General features: G+C 46.8%; 20 protein-coding genes, 1 other RNA gene and 1 other annotated feature. Of the genes, 18 read left to right on the top strand and 3 right to left on the bottom strand.

From position 1 onward, the window contains the following. Window positions 1–263 precede the first annotated feature (263 nt). The 4 genes from recJ (at window position 264) to dtd (ending at window position 6,054) form a co-directional block, all read left to right on the top strand. A complete protein-coding gene (gene recJ / locus CVD19_RS18590) occupies window positions 264–2,621 on the top strand; it encodes a single-stranded-DNA-specific exonuclease RecJ (RefSeq protein ID WP_101584316.1) in 2,358 nt (785 codons plus the stop codon). Next, on the top strand, window positions 2,621–3,133 hold the full coding sequence (locus CVD19_RS18595; protein WP_101584318.1) for an adenine phosphoribosyltransferase: 513 nt from the start codon (window positions 2,621–2,623) through the stop codon (window positions 3,131–3,133). The genes recJ and CVD19_RS18595 overlap by 1 nt, the downstream gene beginning before the upstream one ends. A gap of 274 nt (window positions 3,134–3,407) precedes the next feature. Next, window positions 3,408–5,603, top strand: a complete 2,196-nt coding sequence (locus CVD19_RS18600) for a RelA/SpoT family protein (protein ID WP_101584320.1) — start codon at window positions 3,408–3,410, stop codon at window positions 5,601–5,603. 10 nt (window positions 5,604–5,613) lie between these two features. Further along, the gene (gene dtd, locus CVD19_RS18605) at window positions 5,614–6,054 is read left to right on the top strand and encodes a D-aminoacyl-tRNA deacylase (RefSeq protein ID WP_101584322.1); all 441 of its coding nucleotides are present in this window, start codon (window positions 5,614–5,616) and stop codon (window positions 6,052–6,054) included. Window positions 6,055–6,173: 119 nt separating this feature from the next. On the opposite strand, the gene CVD19_RS18610 is transcribed toward dtd, so the two are convergent. After that, window positions 6,174–7,703, bottom strand: a complete 1,530-nt coding sequence (locus CVD19_RS18610; protein WP_257985193.1) for an N-acetylmuramoyl-L-alanine amidase — start codon at window positions 7,701–7,703, stop codon at window positions 6,174–6,176. A 219-nt stretch (window positions 7,704–7,922) separates the two neighbouring features. On the opposite strand from CVD19_RS18610, the gene CVD19_RS24940 reads away from it, so the two are divergent. From CVD19_RS24940 to CVD19_RS18630, 5 genes are all read left to right on the top strand, one after another. Next, the gene (locus tag CVD19_RS24940) at window positions 7,923–8,099 is read left to right on the top strand and encodes a hypothetical protein (RefSeq protein WP_180953698.1); all 177 of its coding nucleotides are present in this window, start codon (window positions 7,923–7,925) and stop codon (window positions 8,097–8,099) included. 62 nt (window positions 8,100–8,161) lie between these two features. After that, window positions 8,162–8,404: a binding site (T-box leader), on the top strand. 69 nt (window positions 8,405–8,473) lie between these two features. Then, entirely contained in the window at window positions 8,474–9,745 is a 1,272-nt protein-coding gene (gene hisS / locus CVD19_RS18615; RefSeq protein ID WP_101584323.1) for a histidine--tRNA ligase, read from the top strand. Window positions 9,746–9,759: 14 nt separating this feature from the next. Beyond that, window positions 9,760–11,538 carry an aspartate--tRNA ligase gene (aspS, locus tag CVD19_RS18620; RefSeq protein WP_101584324.1) on the top strand — a complete coding sequence of 593 codons (1,779 nt, stop codon included), beginning with the start codon at window positions 9,760–9,762 and terminating at the stop codon, window positions 11,536–11,538. A gap of 60 nt (window positions 11,539–11,598) precedes the next feature. Continuing rightward, window positions 11,599–11,789: non-coding RNA, 6S RNA (gene ssrS, locus CVD19_RS18625), on the top strand. Between the two features lie 179 nt (window positions 11,790–11,968). Beyond that, entirely contained in the window at window positions 11,969–12,736 is a 768-nt protein-coding gene (locus tag CVD19_RS18630; protein WP_101584325.1) for a tRNA threonylcarbamoyladenosine dehydratase, read from the top strand. Between the two features lie 40 nt (window positions 12,737–12,776). Here the strand turns inward: CVD19_RS18630 and CVD19_RS18635 are convergent, their stop codons facing one another. Next, the gene (locus CVD19_RS18635) at window positions 12,777–13,430 is read right to left on the bottom strand and encodes a hypothetical protein (protein WP_180953699.1); all 654 of its coding nucleotides are present in this window, start codon (window positions 13,428–13,430) and stop codon (window positions 12,777–12,779) included. A gap of 102 nt (window positions 13,431–13,532) precedes the next feature. After that, on the bottom strand, window positions 13,533–14,813 hold the full coding sequence (locus tag CVD19_RS18640; protein WP_180953700.1) for a replication-associated recombination protein A: 1,281 nt from the start codon (window positions 14,811–14,813) through the stop codon (window positions 13,533–13,535). A 152-nt stretch (window positions 14,814–14,965) separates the two neighbouring features. Here CVD19_RS18640 and CVD19_RS18645 point away from each other — a divergent pair, with 152 nt between their 5' ends. The 9 genes from CVD19_RS18645 to CVD19_RS18685 all read left to right on the top strand — a co-directional run bounded on the left by CVD19_RS18645 (window position 14,966) and on the right by CVD19_RS18685 (window position 23,591). Continuing rightward, window positions 14,966–15,655: a YczE/YyaS/YitT family protein gene (locus CVD19_RS18645; RefSeq protein ID WP_101584328.1), complete on the top strand. Its 690-nt coding sequence runs from the start codon at window positions 14,966–14,968 to the stop codon at window positions 15,653–15,655. After that, entirely contained in the window at window positions 15,652–16,074 is a 423-nt protein-coding gene (gene cymR / locus CVD19_RS18650; RefSeq protein WP_101584329.1) for a cysteine metabolism transcriptional regulator CymR, read from the top strand. Before CVD19_RS18645 ends, cymR begins: the two co-directional genes overlap by 4 nt. Before the next feature lie 41 nt (window positions 16,075–16,115). Further along, the gene (locus CVD19_RS18655) at window positions 16,116–17,261 is read left to right on the top strand and encodes a cysteine desulfurase family protein (RefSeq protein WP_101584330.1); all 1,146 of its coding nucleotides are present in this window, start codon (window positions 16,116–16,118) and stop codon (window positions 17,259–17,261) included. A 37-nt stretch (window positions 17,262–17,298) separates the two neighbouring features. Continuing rightward, window positions 17,299–18,414, top strand: coding sequence for a tRNA 2-thiouridine(34) synthase MnmA (gene mnmA / locus CVD19_RS18660; RefSeq protein WP_101584331.1), 1,116 nt, complete (start codon window positions 17,299–17,301; stop codon window positions 18,412–18,414). 103 nt (window positions 18,415–18,517) lie between these two features. Beyond that, window positions 18,518–19,171, top strand: a complete 654-nt coding sequence (locus tag CVD19_RS18665) for a tetratricopeptide repeat protein (protein WP_101584529.1) — start codon at window positions 18,518–18,520, stop codon at window positions 19,169–19,171. Between the two features lie 84 nt (window positions 19,172–19,255). Then, on the top strand, window positions 19,256–21,673 hold the full coding sequence (gene recD2, locus CVD19_RS18670) for an SF1B family DNA helicase RecD2 (RefSeq protein ID WP_180953701.1): 2,418 nt from the start codon (window positions 19,256–19,258) through the stop codon (window positions 21,671–21,673). A gap of 26 nt (window positions 21,674–21,699) precedes the next feature. Further along, the gene (locus CVD19_RS18675) at window positions 21,700–22,179 is read left to right on the top strand and encodes a PRC-barrel domain-containing protein (RefSeq protein ID WP_101584332.1); all 480 of its coding nucleotides are present in this window, start codon (window positions 21,700–21,702) and stop codon (window positions 22,177–22,179) included. A 29-nt stretch (window positions 22,180–22,208) separates the two neighbouring features. Beyond that, complete coding sequence (locus CVD19_RS18680; protein ID WP_101584333.1) at window positions 22,209–22,400, top strand: hypothetical protein; 192 nt, start codon at window positions 22,209–22,211, stop codon at window positions 22,398–22,400. A gap of 96 nt (window positions 22,401–22,496) precedes the next feature. Beyond that, window positions 22,497–23,591, top strand: coding sequence for an AI-2E family transporter (locus tag CVD19_RS18685; RefSeq protein WP_101584335.1), 1,095 nt, complete (start codon window positions 22,497–22,499; stop codon window positions 23,589–23,591). Window positions 23,592–23,695: the final 104 nt, after the last annotated feature.

A 23,695-nucleotide genomic window follows, 5' to 3' on the forward strand; every position in this document is an offset into this window, starting at 1 on the left:
TTGAAGTTATGCAGGAGTAAAGTTCGGCCATGCAGGAGTAAAGTTCGGCCATGCAGGAGTAAAGTTCGGCCATGCGGGACTAAAGTGCGGCCATGCGGGAGTAAAGTGCGGCCATGCGGGAGTAAAGTTCGGCCATTCAGGAGTAAAGTTCGGCTAACTGGGAGTAAACTGCCTTTATGCGGGAGTAAATTCATACGAGTTCCTTAATTCGATTGAAACGTCCCTGCTGCTTTTGTATAATGAATAAGCTGAGGGGTGAACGAATGTTAAAGTCTAAAAAACGGTGGATTGTTAAGCAGTCCGACCCAAATAAAACCGAACAGTTGGCAAATGAACTGAATATAACTCCTCTGACAGCATCCTTGCTTGTCAATCGCGGACTGGATACCGTGGAAGCTGCCCGGTATTTTTTATTTGACCAGGACAGGGAATTCCATGATCCTTTTTTGTTAAAGGACATGGATAAAGCAGTGGCCCGGATAAAAAAGTCAATCGAACAGCAGGACAAGATTCTGATATTCGGAGATTATGATGCCGATGGGGTCAGCAGTACCGCTGTGATGATGAAAACCCTGCTGGAGCTTGGCGCCAACGTCGAATTTTACATACCAAACCGCTTTACAGAAGGATACGGGCCTAATGAGGCAGCGTTCCGGCAGGCAGCTGAAAGTGGTGTTAAATTAATTATTACCGTCGATACCGGCATCGCTGCGGTGCATGAAGCAAATGTGGCCAGCGAGCTTGGCGTGGATTTGATCATCACCGACCATCATGAACCAGGACCTGAGCTGCCGGCTGCATACGCGATTATCCATCCTAAACTTCGGGACAGCGAATATCCATTCAGGGACCTCGCCGGTGTCGGTGTAGCTTTTAAGCTTGCACACGCGCTTTATGGAGACGTACCTGGACATTTATTGGAAATTGCGGTGATTGGGACGATCGCAGACCTCGTCCCACTGCTTGGCGAAAACCGGCTTATCGCCCGAAAAGGAATTGAAAAACTGAAGACTACCACCAATACTGGGCTTCGCGCCTTGTTTTCATTGACCAAGACCGACATGGGCAGTATTAATGAAGAGACGATTGGGTTTCTCGTTGGCCCCAGGATCAATGCTGCTGGAAGGCTTGGCAGTGCCGAACCGGCTGTACATCTGCTCATGACAGATGATCCTTCTGAAGCAAGAATGCTGGCAGAAGAGATAGATGTTCTCAATAAGGAAAGGCAGGCCCTTGTTTCCTCAATTGCCGAAGAAGCCATCTTCAAAGTGGAAAAGAACTACCCGATCATTGAAAATGACGTGATTGTTGTCGGGCAAAGCGGCTGGAACGCAGGGGTGATAGGCATTGTCGCATCACGGCTTGTTGAAAAGTTTTACCGTCCTGCAATCGTGCTGAGTTTTGATGAGGAAAAGGGACTTGCCAAAGGATCGGCCAGAAGCATAGCAGGCTTTGATTTGTTTAAAAATTTGTCCAAATGCCGTGAGTTGCTCCCCCACTTCGGAGGCCATCCGATGGCAGCAGGGATGACGCTGAAGCTGGAGGATGTGGACGAGCTCAGGCGCCGCCTGAACGGACTCGCCCGCAGCCAGTTAACGGAAGAGGATTTAATTCCGGCTGTGCAAATAGATGGCATTGTTGACTTGTCTGACATTCGCCTCGATTCAATCGAAGAAATCGGTTTACTTTCACCCTATGGCGTCAGTAATCCGAAGCCGACCATGATGTTAAAGGATGCACGGGTATCGGCGATGAGAAAAATTGGATCAGGCCAGAACCATTTAAAGATGACACTTGAAAAAGAAGGCAGCACCCTTGATGGGATCGGTTTTGGCCTTGGTGACCTTTACGACCAGATTTCCCCTTTTTCAAGCCTGTCAGCTATTGGGGAATTATCGATAAATGAATGGAACAATGTTAGGAAACCGCAAATATTCCTTAAAGATTTGGCTGTAGATTCTTGGCAGCTATTTGACCTGAGGGGCTTAAAGCGGCCGGAGAGGCTGCCTGATCTTGTCCCTGCACAAAACCGGAAATGGATTTTGTTCGATGGAGGGGTGATCAATAAGTTTTCTGCTTACTGCCCGGAAAGCATCACAGTTATCGAGACCGAAGCTGATGCTGAAAATATATTGATAGAAGATGCGAATCTCGTATTATTGGACCTACCTCCATCAAAGGAGATACTTTTCAAGCTGGCCAACCGGAAGGCACCGGCCAGGATTTATGCATATTTCTATAAAGAAGACAGTGACTTTTTCAGCACGGTGCCCACTAGGGACCATTTTAAATGGTTTTATGCTTTCCTGGCTAAAAAAGGGCCGTTCGATTTAAACAGGCATGGCGGCGAGCTCGCAAAATACCGGGGCTGGACTAGGGAAACCGTTGATTTTATGTCACAGGTGTTTTTTGAATTGGATTTTGTTAAAATAAACAATGGATTTATTTCTTTAGAAAAAAGTGTTCCTAAAAGGGATTTATCAGAATCGACATCCTATCGGAAAAAACTTGCAACATTTGCTCTTGAAAATGATTTGCTGTATTCACCGTTTCAGCAGTTAAAAGGCTGGTTCGACCAAGTCATTCAAGGGTCGGTGAAAAATGAGGAGGCAATTAAATAATGGATTTAAAGCAATACGTAACCATCGTTCCCGACTGGCCGAAGCCAGGGATTAAGTTCAAGGACATAACAACATTGATGGATAACGGGGATGCGTATAAATATGCGACTGACCAGATCGTGGCCTATGCCCGCGAGAAGAAGATTGACCTTGTTGTCGGACCGGAAGCGCGCGGCTTCATTATCGGATGTCCGGTCGCTTATTCACTCGGAGTCGGGTTTGCCCCTGTCCGCAAGGAAGGCAAGCTCCCCCGCGAAACCATTAAGGTGAATTACGGCCTCGAGTATGGCAAGGACGTTTTAACCATTCACAAAGATGCAATCAAACCGGGACAGCGGGTGCTCATCACTGATGACCTGCTGGCAACTGGAGGAACAATTGAAGCGACGATTAAGCTTGTGGAAGAGCTCGGGGGCGTTGTTGCCGGGATAGCTTTTTTAATCGAGCTGGCTTACCTTGAAGGGCGCAGCAAGCTTGATGGCTACGATATTTTGACATTGATGCAATTTTAACAAGTAAAGGCGGCACTTCGTAATGGAGTGCCCTTTTTGTGTTGCTGGTAAATATTTTTCGACATAATTCTTATTTTCGCCGAAAAAAAGCATCAATCTCTTTACATCTTTGTTTTTTTCTTGAATAATAATAACAATCCTTAAAAGTATTCAATTGATTAATTTCGGACTATAATGTTTTATCCATGTTTTTTAAAATTGATCCCTGAAGTAAACGGCGCATTCTTTCAGAAATATATAAATTTTTATAAATGAGATAAAATTAGGTGATCCTATGGCGAATGATCAGGTGTTGACCGCCGAGCAAGTCATCGATTGTACAAGAGCATATTTAAATGATGAGAATGTGGAAATGGTTAAAAAAGCTTATGAATTCGCTAAACAGGCCCACCATGACCAGTATCGGAAATCCGGCGAACCGTACATTATCCATCCCATCCAGGTTGCGGGGATACTTGCTGACCTCGAAATGGATCCGGCTACAGTCGCAGCCGGCTTTCTCCATGACGTCGTTGAAGATACAGAAGTAACCTTGAAGGATATCGAGGATGCGTTCAATGATGAAGTAGCTATGCTTGTAGATGGAGTGACAAAACTCGGTAAAATTAAATATAAATCACAAGAAGAGCAGCAGGCCGAAAACCATCGCAAAATGTTTGTGGCGATGGCCCAGGATATACGGGTCATTTTGATTAAGCTGGCTGACCGTCTTCATAACATGCGGACTTTAAAACACTTGCCGGCCGAAAAGCAGCGGAGGATTTCCAATGAAACATTGGAGATTTTTGCGCCTCTGGCACACCGTCTCGGGATCTCAAAAATTAAATGGGAGCTTGAAGATACTGCATTACGGTATTTAAATCCGCAGCAATACTATCGGATTGTTAATCTGATGAAAAAGAAACGGGCTGAGCGTGAACAGTATTTGGAAGATGTCATCCAGGAAGTCCGTGACCGCGTGAGTGAAGTTTCAATCAAGGCTGAAATTTCGGGAAGGCCAAAGCATATTTACAGCATCTACCGGAAAATGGTACTGCAGAATAAACAGTTTAATGAAATATATGATTTATTGGCAGTCCGGATTGTCGTCAACAGCATCAAAGACTGTTACGCAGTGCTCGGTATCATCCATACATGCTGGAAGCCGATGCCTGGGCGCTTTAAGGATTATATCGCGATGCCGAAGCAGAATATGTACCAATCTCTGCATACAACGGTGATCGGGCCAAAAGGGGACCCGCTAGAGGTCCAGATCCGGACGTTTGATATGCACCAGATTGCTGAATTCGGGATTGCCGCCCACTGGGCGTATAAAGAAGGAAAGCCTGTCAGTGAAAGCTCCGCGCTTGAGAAGAAATTCACCTGGTTCAGGGAGATTCTCGAATTTCAAAACGACACCGCGAATGCCGAAGAGTTTATGGAGTCACTGAAAATTGATCTGTTTTCGGATATGGTATTCGTATTTACCCCAAAGGGGGATGTAATTGAATTGCCATCCGGATCGGTTCCGATTGACTTTGCGTACCGGATCCACTCGGAGATCGGCAATAAGACGATTGGTGCAAAGGTGAACGGCAAGATGGTTACCCTGGATTATAAGCTTAAAACGGGGGATATCATCGAGATCATGACATCCAAGCATTCTTATGGTCCGAGCCAGGATTGGCTGAAACTGGCACAGACATCGCAGGCAAAAAATAAAATCAGGCAGTTCTTTAAAAAGCAGCGCAAGGATGAAAACGTAGAAAAAGGGCGCGAGCTTGTCGAAAAAGAAATCAAGGCGATGGAATTTGACATAAAAGAGATTTTGACGCCTGATAACCTGAAGAGGGTAGCGGATAAGTTTAACTTTGCGAGTGATGAAGATATGTACGCCGCAGTCGGCTATAACGGTGTCACTGCCCTTCAAGTTGCCAACCGCCTGACTGAAAAATGGCGGAAAAAGCGGGATAAGGAGCAGGAAGTCGACATCTCTAACGCTGTATCAGAACTCAAAACGCTGCCAAATGTGAAAAAGCGGGAATCAGGTGTGAGGGTATCAGGAATTGATAATCTGCTGATCAGGCTGTCCCGCTGCTGCAACCCGGTCCCGGGTGATGAAATTGTCGGCTTCATCACGAAGGGAAGAGGCGTTTCCGTCCATCGCGCTGACTGCACGAACATCAATACAGATGATGCACAGGCGCGGCTTATTCCGGTCGAATGGGAAACAGGGCTGAACGACCGGAAAGAATACAATGTCGACATTGAAATCAGTGGTTATGACAGGCGCGGCCTGCTCAATGAGGTTCTTCAGGCCGTCAATGAAACAAAGACGAACATCTCGGCTGTGGCCGGAAAATCAGACCGGAACAAGGTCGCCACAATCAATATGTCGATTGCTATCCACAATGTGAGCCACCTTCATAAGGTGGTCGACAGAATTAAACAAATACCGGATATATATGCGGTAAGAAGAATGATGAGTTAAGGGGAAAAACATGCGAGTCGTTGTACAGAGAAGCAAAGAAGCGTCGGTGACTGTGGACGGGGAAATCACCGGCTCAATCAGGCATGGCTTTGTTGTCCTCGTTGGGGTTACGCATGGGGACAAGGGAGAGGATGCCGCATTTCTGGCGGATAAGGTCGCCAATCTGCGTGTTTTTGAAGACACAGGGGGAAAGATGAATTTATCACTTTTGGATGCGGCCGGTGAAGTGTTATCCGTTTCGCAGTTTACCCTTTACGGGGATTGCCGGAAAGGCAGGCGCCCCAATTTCATGGAAGCGGCCCGCCCGGAGCACGCTGTCAAAATTTACGATGCTTTCAATCATCATCTGCGAGAAAAAGGTTTAAAAGTCGAGACGGGAGTGTTTGGGGCGATGATGGATGTGAAGCTTACAAATGACGGTCCCGTCACATTGATAATCGAAAGTAAATAAAAGGAAGAACTCGGCATCGTTCGAGTCCTTCCTTTTTTTGATGTATCAATCGCGAAATTAGTGCGTACTAACGCGAGAATGCTGTTATTCCCTGAATATTTGAATCTCGCACCAACAGGTTAATTCTCCTTAAAATGCCGGGCCAGCCCTTCATAAATCCCGGCTGCCACCGCTTCCTGGTATTGTGATGATTTGACCAGCATTTCCTCGGTTGGGCTGCTCAAATAGCCAAGCTCGAGAAGCACAGCTTTACTGCTGTTTTCCCGCACGACATGAAAATCACCCTGCCTGACTCCGCGGTTTTTTAATTTTGTCCTTTTAATCACTGATGAGTGAATTTGTTCGGATAGAGCCTTTTGGTATCCATGATAATAATAGCTTGTCATCCCTCTTACACTCCGGTCGTTGATGCTGTCATAATGCAGGCTAATAAAAACATCTGCATCAAGGCTGTTTGCCATGCTTCTCCGAGCGCTTAAAGACATATATGTATCGTGGCTTCGGGTAAGGACTACATTGGCACCAGAGCTTTTCAATTTCGCATAGACAAGCTTGGCTGTCCTGAGGGTCAGTTCCTTCTCCAATGTCCCGCGTGCACCTGTCGTGCCGTTGTCCCTTCCTCCGTGGCCGGGGTCAATTATGATCAGTTTATTCCTGGCGTGGACTTCGGCTCCGGGTTTTTCGATTTGGGGTCCCGCACCGGCAACGGAAACGAGCCATCCTGCTATGTATGCATCGGAACCATTTTTTAAGCGGATTTGGTACCAGTCATTATTCAGGCCCACCACTTCAAAAGAATCCCCCTGGCTGGCCCGCTGGACCACTGCATTTTCCGTGCCAGGCCCCTTGCGGATATTTGTGCCGTTGAATAATATCTTTACCCGGCTGTTTTTTAGCGCATCCGCTGATGGAACCGGCTTTTTTTGAGAGGTTTTTTCAAAAAACCAGCCAGCTGCCCAGCCATAAGATCCTGGTTTATATTCTATCTTCACCCAATTATTAGTTTCCTCCAAAATTTTAAATTGCTCACCTTGTGAAACAGATCCTACCAGCTTTGCATTCAGGGATCCTTGATTCCTGACGCTTAATGTGGAGGCAGTCACCGTTCCCACTGTACTGCCTGCATTCTTGGGCTGGTTATCACTGGATACGGAGACAAATTGGCTGTTGATCCATGCTTTTTGTCGAGAAAAGCTAATTTGTGTCCAACTGTTTGATTGTGAGAGGATCGTAATGGACTCCCCCCGGTTCATCTTCCCGATTACTTTAGCGTTCATGGAAGCTCCATCACGGATGTTGACGGAATCAGCTGTTACCGTGCCCTGTCTGGTTTTGCCGGAAGGTTCTGTTCCTTCCGCTGGCTTATTTTTCTCGTCAACCGTAACGAACCACTCCGCAACCCAGCCTTTTTTTGCACCTGTAAGCTTAATCTGAATCCAATCCCCGGTTTGTTTTACAACTAGATATTTCTCCCCTTTGTTTACCCTGGCTGTGACTGAGTAGCTCAAACCCGGGCCTTCCCTGACATTTAGCTTATTGGTGCCGATCGTAACAGATTTGCTTTCAGCAATCGCAGGATGTTGATCCGCAAAGCTTCCGGCAGCAAGTGTAATAGTCAGCAAAACTGCAATTATTCTATGTCTGAGCAATTCTCTCTCTCCCCTGAAATGTATGAGTAAAGCCTGTCCGTATAGTATCCCTGATTTTTAGTTTAAAGGATTTTGGCAGTTAAAACACTGCTCATTGATAAATATCGTCCATAGGCCTACGAATATTTAAACAAAATCCTATATTTACCCAAAAAGTAGTGAAAAAATATTAAATGAGGTGGGAAGAATAGGGGGGACAAAGAAACGGAAGGTGATCATATGAGATTAAGTGAAAAAGGGATGGCTGCACATTTCGGCAAAAATCAACTATTTGGTGTCAACTTTCATGATTTTATCGATATGGAGCAAAATTCCAACATGATCGAACTGGCATCAGAATTTGGACTGTCGCTTCGAGATGTGAAAAAGTTAAAAAAACATCTTGAGCGGTCTTAATTGGTTCTTGACATTCTAAAAACGAGTCCGTATCATTAGATAAATAAAAATGTCATATGGTTACATTACCGTTAATGGAGCATAGTAGTTAAGAACCACATGAATAGAGAGGATATGCCGTGGCTGAAAGCATTTCCGCATGATGTCTTGATGAATGAACACTCCGGAGGTTTCCCCCTGAAAGCTGGCGACCTTAGCCATTAGTAGGGGAGAACGTATTCAGGCGTTAACTGTTAAAGAGGAAGTGCGTGTTTCTGCGCCTTCAATTAGGGTGGCACCACGGGATCCAGGCTCTCGTCCCTTGTTTTAGACAAGGAGACGAGGGCTTTTTTATTTACATAAGAGCTAAATCCGAAACAAGGAGGATGTATATAATGTCAATCCGCGTACCTAGAGGCACACAGGATATATTGCCGGGCCAGGTGGAAAAGTGGCAGATGATTGAAGCAAAAGCAAGGGAGTTTTGTGAAAGATACCAGTACCGGGAAGTCCGGACACCGATTTTTGAACAGACTGACTTGTTTCTGAGGGGGGTCGGGGATACGACCGATATTGTCCAAAAAGAAATGTACAGCTTCGAGGACCGCGGCGGCCGGAGCCTGACTCTCCGTCCGGAGGGAACCGCAGCTGTGGTGAGGTCATATATCGAAAATAAAATGTTCGGAGATGCAAACCAGCCTGTAAAGCTGTATTACATGGGACCGATGTTCCGCTATGAACGCCCGCAGGCAGGGCGCTACCGCCAGTTCGTCCAGTTTGGGGTCGAGGCTATTGGCAGTGCGGATCCCGCCATTGACGCGGAGGTTATCTCCCTCGCCATGAGCCTGTACAAGGAGCTTGGCTTAAAGCAAATCAAATTGGTCATTAATAGCCTGGGCGACAAAGCAAGCCGGAAAGCGCACAGGGACGCACTTGTCAGCCATTTCAAACCGCGGATCGGCGAGTTTTGCGGTGATTGCCAGGGCCGGCTTGAAAAAAATCCAATGCGGATCCTTGACTGCAAAGTGGACCGGAACCACGAGCTTATGAAAACAGCCCCGTCCATCATTGATTACCTGAATGATCATTCCAGCCACTATTATGCAAAAGTGAAGCGATATTTAACTGATCTCGGCATCCCTTTCGAGGAAGATCCAAATCTTGTGAGGGGCCTTGATTATTATACCCACACTGCTTTTGAAATTATGAGTGGCGCTGAAGGGTTCGGAGCAATTACAACACTTTGCGGCGGCGGCCGGTACAACGGCCTGGTCGAGGAAATAGGCGGTCCTGAAATACCTGGAATAGGTTTCGCCTTAAGTCTTGAAAGATTTGTTGCCGCGCTTGAGGCTGAAAACGTTGAACTTCCTGTGAAAAAAGGAATCGACTGTTATCTTGTGTCGCTCGGGGAAGAAGCAAAGGATCATACGGTCAGTCTGCTCCATGAATTAAGGTCGGCAGGGTATTCAGCTGAACGGGACTATCTTGACAGAAAAATAAAAGCACAGTTTAAGGCAGCAGACCGTTCGAATGCCAAGTATGTTGCCGTGCTTGGAGAAGACGAGCTAAAAGCGAATAAAATTACTTTAAAAACGATGGAAACCGGGGATCAGGTAGAAATTGAGCTTGATTCATTTCTGGAAAAGTTCAAGGAAAACTATAAATAACGGGGGAAACCTATATGTTTGGAAGATCATATTTTTGCGGTGAAGTCACTGAAAAGGCCATTGGTGAAAAAGTGAGCTTAAAGGGATGGGTACAAAAGCGCCGGGACCTTGGAGGGTTAATTTTCATCGATCTTCGCGACCGTTCTGGCATAGTCCAGGTGGTATTCAATCCGCATTTATCCAAGGAAGCCCTGGCAACCGCTGAGAAGATCCGCAATGAGTACGTCCTTGATATAAAAGGGACGGTAGTTGCCCGGGAGCAGGGGACGGTGAATGAAAATCTTAAGACTGGAAAAGTAGAGGTGCAGGCCGAGGAAGTAACGATTTTAAACGATGCAAAGACGCCTCCTTTTACGATTGCTGACAATACAGATGTTTCAGAGGATATCCGGCTTAAATACCGCTATTTGGATCTTCGCCGCCCGGTCATGTTCGAAACCTTCAAAATGAGGCACCAGGTGACAAAAGCAATCCGTGATTATTTGGACGGGGAAGGGTTCCTCGATGTTGAAACACCGATTTTAACGAAAAGCACTCCAGAGGGGGCACGGGATTACCTGGTACCCAGCCGTGTTCATCCGGGGGAATTTTACGCATTGCCCCAATCACCGCAAATATTCAAGCAGTTAATGATGGTCGGTGGCTTTGAGCGCTATTATCAGATTGCACGCTGCTTCCGTGACGAGGACTTGCGTGCAGACCGCCAGCCGGAATTTACACAGATCGATATTGAAACAAGTTTTATGAGCCAGGAAGATATCCTTTCATTAACTGAAAAAATGATGCAAAAAGTGATGAAGGATGTAAAAGGAATCGATATTCATGTTCCGTTCGAACGGATGCCATTCGATGAGGCAATGAGCAGGTTTGGGTCCGACAAGCCGGACACAAGGTTCGGCCTCGAGCTTGTTGATGTATCTGAGACCGTTGTAAATTCAGGATTCAAGGTGTTTTCAGCAGCAGTGTCAAGCGGGGGCCAGGTAAAGGCAATCAATGTGAAAGGTGCGGCCGCCAAGTATTCCCGCAAGGATATTGATGGTCTGACTGAATTCGTTTCGCGGTACGGCGCTAAAGGGCTCGCGTGGCTGAAGATGGAAGAGGACGGATTAAAGGGGCCGATTTCAAAATTCTTTACTAAAGAAGAGCAGCAGACATTGCAGGCAGTGCTTGATGCTGAAACAGGCGACCTGCTATTATTTGTCGCCGACAAAAAGAGCGTGGTTGCCGATGCATTGGGCGCACTGCGCTTGAAGCTAGGCAAAGAGCTGGACTTGATTGACCGGAGCAAGTTCAATTTCCTGTGGATAACTGACTGGCCATTACTTGAGTACGATGAGGAGGAAGGCCGTTACTATGCCGCCCACCATCCATTTACAATGCCAGTACGTGAAGACCTGCCACTTCTGGAAACAGATCCGGCCAGCGTGAAGGCGCAAGCATATGACCTAGTCTTAAACGGCTATGAGCTTGGCGGGGGATCTTTGAGGATATTCGAACGCGACATCCAGGAAAAAATGTTCTCAGTTCTCGGATTTACCAGGGAAGAAGCTCAAAGCCAGTTTGGCTTCCTCCTCGATGCTTTTGAATATGGAACACCGCCGCACGGAGGAATTGCCCTCGGTCTCGACCGCATGGTTATGCTTCTTGCTGGGAGGTCAAACCTTCGTGACACCATTGCCTTTCCAAAGACAGCAAGTGCGAGCTGCCTGCTTACTGAAGCACCGGGGGAAGTCAGCCCGGAACAGCTGGAAGAGCTTCATTTGTCACTAAATCTTAATATAGACAAAGCATAATGCACTGGCTTATTCCTTGAAAAAGTACTGAGTTTGTGCTAATATATATTCAACAGATAAAGAGTCCTGATGTGTTAGTTGTATCACCTGAAGTTTTGACCGAACATTTTGTTTACGGGAGTCTGGAGTTTTTGGGCCGCGTACATGCCTTGCTTAGCAGAGGACTTACTGCAGCTTGAAACAGGACACCCACCTGCTGCGAGCGGGTTCAAAACGAAGGCACCATAAACAACGGCACGATTGGGACTCTTTCGTACATAACGGATCACTCCATGTCCAGCAGGCATGGAGTTTTTTTTGTTGAAATCAACTCTTTGAACACATGGTTGTTTTTGGCGTAAAGTATGATATATTGTTTAGCGGGTATATAAATGTATATCGAAATAGCAGTAAACATTACGCTATGAAATTCGGTTTGGAGTGAGATAATATGCTTCATCAATTTTCAAGGAATGAGCTGGCAATCGGCACGGAAGGCCTGGACCGCATGAAAAATAGTACGGTTGCTGTGTTGGGCATTGGCGGTGTAGGGTCGTTTGCGGCCGAAGCACTGGCACGTTCAGGTGTCGGACGACTTGTGCTTGTGGACAAGGACGATGTCGATATCACGAATGTAAACAGGCAGCTGATTGCACTGTTGTCAACGGTTGGCCAGCCAAAAGTAGAGCTGATGAGAGACAGGATAAAGGACATTAATCCTGATTGTGAAGTAATCGCATTAAAAATGTTTTACACAGAAGAAACATATGAGCAGTTTTTCAGTTATGGCCTTGACTTCGTCGTTGATGCGTCTGACACGATTTCTTACAAGATACACTTGATCAAGGAATGCCTCAGTCGCAATATTCCGATGATCTCAAGCATGGGTGCCGCCAACAAAATGGATCCGACCCGTTTCCAGATTGCGGATATCTTTAAAACGCACACAGACCCCATTGCAAAAGTTATCCGCACCCATTTGCGAAAAGATGGAATTAAAAAGGGGATCCCGGTAGTATTTTCTGATGAAAGCCCGATTGTCATAAGGGAAGACGTGCGAAAAGTCGTAGGAAAAGAAAGTGCGCCGATCCGCAAGGCAAAAATGCCGCCATCCTCCAACGCTTTTGTGCCATCCACCGCCGGATTGATCATGGCCAGTTATGTCGTAAGGTCGCTGCTGGAAGGCATTAAAATACATCGGGTAAATGAAGAAAACTAATAGATTATCCACCCCTTTGACAGCAATCAAAGGGGTGTTTTCATTGCATTTTTGCTGCTTCTGATTTTTCTTCCAATTCGCTGGCATCCTGGATGATTCTCAACAGCAGTGAATAGTCTTCCTCCAGCTTCTTATATTCTTGTTGCTTTTTTTTGAAGGATTGAGCAAGGGACTGATTAATATCCGTTAAAGAGACCAATTCCTTTTTCAACGCTTCATTTTCAGCTTGGTTCTGGCATGACGGAGGATTTTTATCCAGCCTGTCCAGAAAATCTATGATTGAGGCGAGGTTTACGGGTGGACGGCCGAATTCGTCCAGGAGAAAGGTGTTTGTTTCTGTCGAAGTGCGGGGTAGATGTTCAGCAACGGTCTTAACTGCAAAACCTCCTACTAAAAGAGTATCCGACTCATCTGCACCTCCGGCTAGATGAGTCCCGACCGAATCCCCAGTGACCCGGTGTCTCTGCACTTCTGAATCTTTAATGGTTTCAGTGTCCATCATATCAAGACCTGCAAATCTATCTTTTAAAACCACATTCCACCGGTATCTGCACGCCCCTGGAGTTCTTGATAAAATTGCACCAGCCTGCTTAAATGCCTCTATTTTCGTTTTTCCTGAATTCAAGTATTCAATCACCATTGCGGCCAAACGATCATCATCTTCTTTTGTCCACGCATCTTTACGCTGGCTCATGATCTCAACTCCCCTAATACATGCCTGTAGTTTGCCCGAATAGGACGATTTCATGAAATAAACAGCAATCAGCATACAAAAACGGGAGGCCTTTGCCTCCCGCTATTTTTTCGAACTATTAATCTTATCGTACACGGCTGCCAGCGCCTGCTCAAATTTGCCTGTCTTTTTCGGTTTAAAATAGAGCTTGTTTCTAAGTTTGTCAGGGAGGTACTGCTGCTTCACCCAGCCGCCATCGTAATCGTGCGGGTAGAGATAGCCATTCCCCCTGCCAAGTTCTGTTGCTCCCTTGTAATGGGCGTCACGCAAATGATCCGGCACTTCACCGCTCAACCCTGCCCGGATATCACTCAAAGCCGAATCAATTGCCATAATGGCAGAGTTTGATTTTGGGGACAGGCATAATTCGATCACGGCATTGGCAAGGGGTAGCCGTGCTTCCGGAAACCCGATTCTTTCGGCTGTTTCGATTGCCGCTAAGGTCCTTGCCCCGGCCTGTGGATTTGCGAGCCCTATATCTTCATAGGCAATGACAAGCAGCCTCCTGCCGATGCTGACAAGGTCTCCTGCTTCAATAAGGCGCCCGAGATAATGAAGGGCGGCATTCGCATCACTGCCCCTGATGGATTTCTGGAATCCCGACAGCACATCATAGTGGGCATCGCCATCTTTATCATGTGCCAGGCTCTTTTTCTGCATGCATTCTTCCGCTGTCTTCACATCGATGGAGATGATGCCGCGCTCATCCGGTTCGGTTGAAAGGACCGCAAGCTCGAGTGCGTTCAATGCACTTCTGACATCCCCGTTGGACCCGGCGGCAAAGTGTGATAGCGCTCCAGCGGAAATGTCCGTTTCAAGCCTTCCGAGCCCTCTTTCATCGTCTTTTAAAGCCCTCAGCAATGCTTCTTCAATATTTTCAGGGCTGAGCGGCTTCAATTCAAAAATCTGGCAGCGGCTCCTGATCGCAGGGTTTATTGCATGGTAGGGGTTGCTTGTTGTCGCGCCAATCATTGTAATCATCCCGTTTTCAAGGAAAGGAAGCAGGAAATCCTGTTTCCCTTTGTCAAGGCGGTGGACTTCATCTAGCAGCAATATCACTTTCCCTGACATTTTTGCTTCGGCTGCCACCACTTCCATGTCTTTTTTATTATTTGTTACGGCATTCAAGGTCCGGAACGCGTATTTTGTGCTGCCGGCAATAGCACTTGCTATCGAAGTCTTCCCGATGCCGGGCGGGCCGTACAAAATCATCGATGACAATTGCCGGGCCTTTACCATTCTATTAATGATCTTTCCTTCACCTACCAAGTGCTGCTGGCCGACAATTTCATCAATCGTCCTTGGCCGCATCCTGAAGGCAAGCGGTTTTTCATTCAAGTCCATCACTCCAAAAAATTAAAGAACGTATATTCTATTTTAACATGAAAAAGAGGCCAATGCATTTTTATGGCGAATTATGCTATAATGACTAAAGCCGACCTAATTAGTTGGAATTTTTCGTTCAATTGGGAAAAATTATAATAGAAGGTGTAGAAATGGAAAAAAGGAAAGGTCAGGTGCGCCCAAGGTTTTTCATTTATATTACTGGGCTTTTGGTGATGTCCCTGGGCATCGTTTTATTGATCAAAAGCGATTTGGGTGCCACGCCTTGGGATGTCCTTCATATTGGGCTCTATCATCAGTTGGGCCTTACAATTGGCAGCTGGTCTGTGTTGGCTGGTTTGTTCATTTTGACGGTTGCAGCTATCCTGGCCAAGGAAATCCCGCAGATTGGGGCTTTCTTGAACATGATTCTTGTTGGGGCCTTCATAGACATGTATTTATGGATGTCTTTCCTTGACACTCCATCTTCCACTGCTGGAAAAACGGCCATGTTTGCAATTGGCATTCTGCTACAGGGATATGGAATGGGTCTGTATATTTCGGCTCAGTTTGGAGCTGGCCCCAGGGACAGCCTGATGATTGCGATTTCGTCACGGACCGGCTGGCAAATTCGCAATGTGCGTGCCCTGATCGAGGTTATCGTATTGTTGGCCGGCTGGAGGCTTGGCGGCCCCGTTTTTTGGGGAACCATTTTTTTCAGTATCTTTATCGGGCCGATCGCGGGCAAAGCGTTGCCGCAATGCCAATCAATTACCGATAAATTTTTGAAGGCAATAAATCGCAAACGTGGTATTGAACTGGGGAATTCAGGAGAAGAAAAGAATAGAGGTGCTCTTTTATGAAAATATCAACAAAAGGCCGTTATGGATTGACGATAATGATTGAACTCGCGAAAAAATACGGGGACGGTCCGGTTTCACTGAAATCAATTGCACAGACTAATGAATTATCCGAGCATTATTTGGAGCAGCTTGTTGCGCCACTCAGAAATGCCGGGCTTGTAAAAAGCATCAGGGGTGCCTATGGCGGTTACATACTTGGAGATCTTCCATCAAAAATAACTGCAGGTGACATCATTCGTGTTTTGGAGGGTCCGATCAGCCCGGTTGAAGGAATTGAAGATGAAGAGCCGGCAAAGCGTGAGCTGTGGATCAGGATCAGGGATGCCGTAAAAGATGTCCTCGATAATACTACCGTTGAAGACCTCGCTAATCATTCAGACGATCAAGGCGATACAGATTCATACATGTTTTATATTTAGATTTAAACAGGCAATGATAACAATTAAAAGAAGGTGTTAGATTGGACAGGATATATTTGGATCATGCTGCGACAACGCCAATTCACCCCGATGTTATACAAAAAATGATGGAGGTAATGGAAACCCAGTTCGGCAACCCTTCCAGCATCCATTTTTATGGGAGGGAAGCACGGCATATCCTCGATGAGACAAGGGACGTACTTGCAAAAAGCATCGGAGCCAGGCCGAATAATATTATTTTTACAAGCGGGGGAACTGAAGCTGACAATCTCGCCATTATCGGGTCAGCCGAAAGCCTGGTGGCCAGGGGAAAGCACATCATTACCACTTCCATTGAACACCATGCGGTCCTGCACAGCTGTAAAGAACTTGAGAAGCGCGGTTTTGAAGTAACATACCTTGAGGTTGATGAAACGGGAATCGTTTCTCCGGACGCAGTCCAGGAAGCATTACGTGACGATACAATTTTGGTAACGGTCATGTACGGCAACAATGAAGTCGGCACCCTGCAGCCAATCTCTGAAATTGGACAGATCCTTTCAGGGCACCAGGCAGTTTTCCACACCGATGCCGTGCAGGCATATGGTATTGAAAGGATTAATGTGGAGGAACTGCAGGCGGACCTATTGTCTGTGTCAGCCCATAAAATTAATGGCCCGAAAGGCATTGGTTTCCTTTATGTACGGGATGGGATTTCTTTGTCTCCGCGTTCATTTGGGGGGGAGCAGGAGAGGAAACGCCGCGCCGGAACGGAAAACGTAGCCGCAATTGCGGGCTTCCAGGAAGCTGCAAGGCGCGTACTGGAAGATTTGGAGGAAAAACGGGCACTTTATAAAGAGTATAAAACAATATTTATCTCAAAGCTGAAAGAAAACGGGATTTCATTTCATCAAAACGGATTGCTTGAAAATACTATGCCGCATATTTTAAACTTAAGCTTTCCGGGCACAAATGTAGAAGCGATGCTTGTCAACCTCGATTTGGCAGGAATCGCAGCTTCAAGCGGTTCGGCATGCACGGCTGGATCGATCGATCCTTCGCACGTACTTGTCGCCATGTTCGGAAAAGGGTCTGACAGACTGACAAACTCAATCCGGTTCAGCTTCGGATTATATAATAATGCTGAGCAAATAGAAAAAGCCTCAGAATCTACGGCGAAAATTGTCCAGCGGTTAACAAATAAGTAACAGAAACATTTTTTATAAAGTGAGGTGAGCCATAATCATGGAAAAAGCGCCTAAAGACACAAGAGTCGTTGTTGGAATGTCCGGGGGGGTTGATTCTTCGGTTGCCGCACTTCTTTTAAAAGAACAGGGATACGATGTCATCGGCATCTTCATGAAAAACTGGGATGATACCGATGAAAACGGAGTTTGTACAGCAACAGAAGACTACAACGATGTGATCCGGGTCTGCAACCAAATTGGGATTCCATATTATGCAGTTAATTTTGAGAAACAATACTGGGATAAAGTATTCACTTATTTCCTTGATGAGTATAAAGCGGGCCGGACCCCAAATCCTGATGTCATGTGCAACAAGGAAATCAAGTTCAAGGCCTTCCTTGAGCATGCCCTAAGCCTCGGCGCTGATTATCTCGCCACAGGCCATTATGCTAAAGTCGAATTCCGTGACGGTGAATATAAAATGCTGCGCGGGCATGATGAAAATAAAGACCAAACCTATTTCTTGAATCAGCTAGACCAGGAGCAGCTGAAGAGAGTCATGTTCCCTATCGGCCACCTGGAAAAAGCGAAGGTCAGGGAACTCGCGCAAAACGCGAATCTGGCGACGGCTGCAAAAAAAGACAGCACAGGCATTTGCTTTATTGGCGAGCGGAATTTTAAGGAATTTCTTAGCGGATACCTGCCTGCACAGCCGGGCAACATGGAAACACTTGATGGTGAAGTCATGGGCAGGCACGACGGCCTGATGTATTACACCATCGGCCAAAGGCATGGGCTTGGCATCGGCGGTTCAGGTGACCCATGGTTTGTCATTGGAAAAGACCTGGAGCGGAACATTCTTTACGTCGGGCAAGGCTTCCATAACGAAAAATTGTATTCTGATTCAATCAATGCTGTTAATATCAGCTGGGTATCTGGCAAGCCGGTTCCGGGGGAATTTGAATGTACAGCAAAATTCCGCTACCGCCAGCCTGACAGCAAGGTAACGGTGCAACTGCTCGGAGATAATAAAGCCAGGATTGTGTTCAAGGAGCCAATCAGGGCGGTAACACCTGGACAGGCGGTCGTGTTTTATAATGGTCACGAATGCCTGGGCGGGGGAACAATTGATGAAATATATAAGGATGGCAGCAGGCTGACATACGTCGGTTGAAGCAGCCACTGGCATGTGCCCCGGCTTGCGGACGTCAAGCCGGGGTCCTCTATTAAGCGGGCAAGTTGTGCTATAATTGCAGGTAGAACGGAGCGTGGAAAGTTTGGACAAGAACCAGGCTGGCATCACATATATGCAAGAAGGAAAATGGGAACTCGCTGCAAAATCTTTTATGGAAGCGATTGAGGAAAATCCCGAAGATACCGTCGCCTATATTAATTTCGGAAATGTTCTCGCAGCAGTTGGGGACAGTGAAAAAGCGATCAAGTATTACGATAAAGCGATTGGCCTGGATGCAAAGGCGGCCGTCGCTTATTACAGCAAAGGAAACCTCCTGTACGAATCGGGCAGGTTTTCGGAAGCCAAGATTATGTTTGAGTCGGCACTGGCACAAGGCCTCCACTCAGCCGACAATTATTTTATGCTCGGCATGTCACTCGTCCAGCTAGAACAATTCAGGCTTGCAGTGGCCTTTCTTCAAAGAAGCACGGAACTGAACCCTGATGACCCGGAGGCTCTATTTCAGTACGGGCTATGCCTGGCCCGGGAGAATTTCATCGACGAAGCGATCCAGCAGTTTAATGCCTGCATTAAGCTCCAGCCTAACCATGCGGATGCGCTATACAACCTTGGTGTCGCATACGGGTTTAAGGAGGACACGGCTAAGGCCCTCGAAATGTTTGAAAGGGTGCTCGAAGTACAGCCTGGCCACGAGATGGCAGGCCATGGCAAACAGTTGCTTGAAAAAGGAGAGTAATACTTCGCCTCAGAAATTAGCATCGGCAAAACCCGTGCTGTGCCTATTTGAAGTTACATTGCCTTGATGAAGGGGGGCTTCACGTTGCAAAGGCAGGACTCGCTTGACCTGTTTTCAGAACAGGGCAAGTTTATGAAGGGCAAACATCTTGTGACGATTTTTCATAATGAAAGCAATCTGTACACGGTCCTTAGGATCCGGGTGGAAGAAACAAATGAAAGCTATGAGGACAAAGAAGCTGTCATCACCGGGTATTTCCCACGTGTACACGAGCAGGAAACCTATATATTTTTTGGCGAACTGAAAGAACATCCGAAGTTTGGCGCCCAATTCCAGGCCAGCCATTTCCGTAAGGATATCCCCCAGTCAAAACAGGGAATTGTCAACTACTTATCAAGTGAGCTTTTTAAGGGCATTGGCAAAAAAACAGCTGAGAAAATCGTGGAAACTCTTGGTGAGAGGGCAATCGCCAGGATAATGGAAAATCCGTCTGTCCTGGAGGAAATCCCAAAGCTCTCGCCTGACAAAGCGAAAGATCTATACGACACGTTGATGGAGCACCAGGGGCTTGAGCAGGTGATGGTCAGGCTGAATGAATATGGATTCGGGCCGCAGCTTTCCATGAAAATTTACCAGGTGTACAAAGAGCTGGCAATCGAGATCATCCAATCCAACCCTTATAGGCTTGTTGAAGACATAGAAGGGATCGGGTTCGGGAGGGCTGACGAGCTTGGCCAGCAGCTTGGGATAACCGGCAGCCATCCGGACCGGATAAAGGCAGCATGCCTATATATGCTGGAAACATCGAGCATGCAGGCTGGCCATGTTTATATCAACGCTTCCGATTTGCTGAAGGACGTAAAAAAGCTCCTGGAAGAAAGCCAGAGCTGTAATATCCAATTTGATGAAATTTCCAATGAGGTCATCAAGCTCGGAGAAGAAGGAAAGATCATCATTGAAGATAAAAGAGTGTACTCCCCTTCGCTTTATTTTGCTGAAAAAGGGCTCGTATCAAATATCAAGAGGATTCTTGACCAGCAAGAGTACGAGGATCAGTTTCCGGAATCAGAGTTCCTTCTCGCTTTGGGGAATCTTGAGGACAGGCTCGGAGTCCAATACGCTCCAACCCAAAAGGAAGCAATCCAGACAGCCTTAATGTCGCCGATGCTCATTTTGACCGGCGGGCCCGGCACCGGAAAGACAACAGTGATAAAGGGCATTGTTGAGCTCTATGCGGAACTCCATGGCTGTTCGCTGGATCCAAAGGATTACCGGGCGGAAGAACCCTTCCCTTTTTTACTGGCTGCTCCAACGGGCAGGGCGGCAAAAAGGATGGCCGAATCGACAGGATTGCCGGCAGTGACCATCCACAGGCTGCTCCGGTGGAACGGTGCAGAAGGGTTCGAGCAAAATGAGGACCATCCGCTTGAAGGCAAAATCCTTATCATCGATGAAACCTCGATGGTTGATACATGGCTTGCCAACCAGCTGTTTAAGGCGCTTCCGGACAATATTCAAGTCATCATGGTAGGGGATGAAGACCAGCTGCCATCTGTAGGCCCGGGCCAGGTCCTTAAAGACCTGCTCGATTCAGGACGGATCCCGACTGTGCGCCTCACTGATATATACAGGCAGGCTGAGGGCTCATCGATCATTGAACTGGCCCATGACATAAAGAAAGGTAAACTTCCTGCGAACCTGGCAGCCCCGCAGCCGGACCGATCATTCATCAGGTGCAATGCAGGGCAAATTGCGGACGTGGTTGAAAAAGTGGCGCGGAACGCAAAAAACAAGGGTTATGCAGCAAAAAACGTGCAAATACTTGCGCCAATGTATAGAGGGCCTGCAGGGATTGACCGGTTGAATGTGCTGCTCCAGGAGGTTTTTAATCCGAATCCGGACGGGTCACGCAAAGAAATTGTCCTCGGTGATGTAAAATACCGGATCAGGGACAAAGTGCTGCAGCTTGTGAATCAGCCTGAAGCAAATGTTTTCAACGGCGATATTGGTGAAATCGTAGCGATATTTTATGCGAAAGAAAATACAGAGAAACAGGACCAGGTCATCATTTCTTTTGAAGGAAATGAAGTGACTTACACCAGGCAGGATCTTTCGCAAATTACCCACGCATTTTGCTGCTCCGTCCATAAATCGCAGGGAAGCGAATTTTCTATCGTGATCCTCCCTGTAGTGAAAAGCTATTACCGGATGCTCCGAAGGAACCTAATCTATACGGCCATCACAAGAAGCAAGCAGTTTTTGATTCTGTGCGGCGAAGAAGACGCGCTTAAGATGGGCATTGAACGGGCTGACGACATGCGCCGCAATACAACACTGAGCCAAAAGCTGCAGGAATCGATACAGGGCGGCAGCAATGAGCATCTCCCTGCAGAAGAAAACGAAACAGGCTATACGTATGAGAAAAGGCTGATGAATGAAGATCCGATGATCGGGATGGAAAACGTTACTCCTTATGATTTCATGGAGGGCAGCGGAAACTAAGGGTGTTCGGAAAGGTGGGACTTTCTTTGCGGACATTTTCCTTATTGAAGGGCCTTCCTGTTTTTGAGGTCAAAAACGGAACACAATTAGGCGAAGTATGCGACATTAGCATTTCGGGGGATGGAAGAGTAGAGGGCTTGCTTTTAAGAAAGGGTATGCTTCTTAAAAAGAGCTTTATCATTAAATTGGAAAACGTCCTCTCTTTCGGGTGGGATGGCGTGATGGTTCGGGATGCCGGGGCCATGGAGCTATTGAAGTCCCCACCCGAATATACAATCGAACATGGCAACAGCCTCGCAGGGAAAATGGCCATCTCAAACGAAGGGGAGCAGCTTGGACTGTTTGCCGATGTATATTTCAAGGAGGAAGTGGGCACGATTGTAGGGTATGAGTTATCGGATGGCTTTTTTTCTGATATCAGTGAAGGAAAGCGTATTGTGGAATCCGCAGCACCCCCTGCATTCGGAAAGGACGCCATCATTGTCTTTGTCAAAAATGACAGGTAACCAATAGTGAAAATAGGGGTGTCCTTTCCATGCTCACTTGCCCGAACTGCTCAAGTAAAGATATTGGCAAAATAGGCATCAACCAGTATTATTGCTGGAACTGCTTTATTGAACTTTCATTGTCACAAGGGATCATCCATACCCACCAGGTTGAAGAGGACGGGACTTTAAGTTCCCTGGATGACCTTTTTGATGAAGAACAGCGCCAATACGGAATGTAATAGTTTAACTGGATCCCCTGATTAAGCAGGGGATTCTTTCGTTGATGAATATTATCTCTCATGTCATTCAACAATAATGGCAAGGGGGCGAACTTGGTGGATATCCGGATGAAATGGGTTTACCGGCTGGGGTTTCTTCTCTTGTTGTTTATTGTTGTTTACATATTTTTTAAGCTGCAGCCTATATGGGTCCCTGTCATTAATGTATTGTGGAAGATGCTTATACCTTTTGCTGTTGCGGGGTTCATTACATACCTGCTGCATCCCGTTGTTGAAAACCTCCACGCCAAAGGGCTGCACAGGGGCATAGCTGTCCTGATCATTTATTGCCTTTTTTTTGGAGGGATCGGCTTTGCCATCTATAAGGGTTTGCCTGCCATCATACATCAGCTCCGTGACCTTTCTGAAAATGCCCCTGCATTTGCTGCCCAGTATAGGCAATGGGTTGATCAAGTCCAGGACCAGACGTCAAGATGGCCGGCGGGCATCCAAAGGCAAATAGATGATGGCATCATTGCTGTTGAAAATACAGTAGATAAGCTGCTGGCTAAAATGATCATGGTGCTGAGAGGGATCCTCAGTTCAATCGTGACAATCGCAGTCATTCCATTCATTGCATTCTATTTGCTTAAAGATTTCAATCTTATGAAAAAAGCAGCCTGGTACATCACACCGCGCACCTGGCGCCAGCCTGGGAAAAAATTTCTGCTTGAAGTCGACCAGTCGCTCGGCAGCTATATCCGCGGACAGCTCCTTGTCTGTTTGATCATTGGGCTGCTGGCATCGCTCAGTTTTTGGTTTGCAGGAATGCGGTACTGTCTGTTGCTCGGTTCAGTCGTTGGTGTCACAAATGTCATCCCTTACTTTGGACCGCTGATTGGCGCTGTTCCGGCAGTTATCATTGCTGCAACGATATCAGTTAAAATGGTGCTTGTCTCGCTTGGAATCGTGTTTGCGCTGCAGTTCCTCGAAAGCAATGTAATTTCCCCGTTAATAGTCGGCAAAAGCCTGCATATGCACCCTCTTCTGATCATGGCCGCCTTGCTGGCGGGAGGGGAAATTGCCGGTGTAGCCGGGCTTATTTTGGCAGTGCCTGTAATGGTCACCATCAGGGCCGCGATTATCCATGCAAAAGACCATTTTGCACGCATCCGCCATTCAGAAAAAGAACCTGCCACGGATGAAATTTGACAAACCGGAACCCGCTTTATATAATTCGGGTTATAAACGTAAATAGCACAAAATGTTGAAGGATCGAGTATGTTATAGTCCACCGATAAGAGAGGAATTTCCAC

Source organism: Bacillus sp. T33-2, from assembly GCF_002860205.1.
Lineage (GTDB): Bacteria > Bacillota > Bacilli > Bacillales > Cytobacillaceae > T33-2.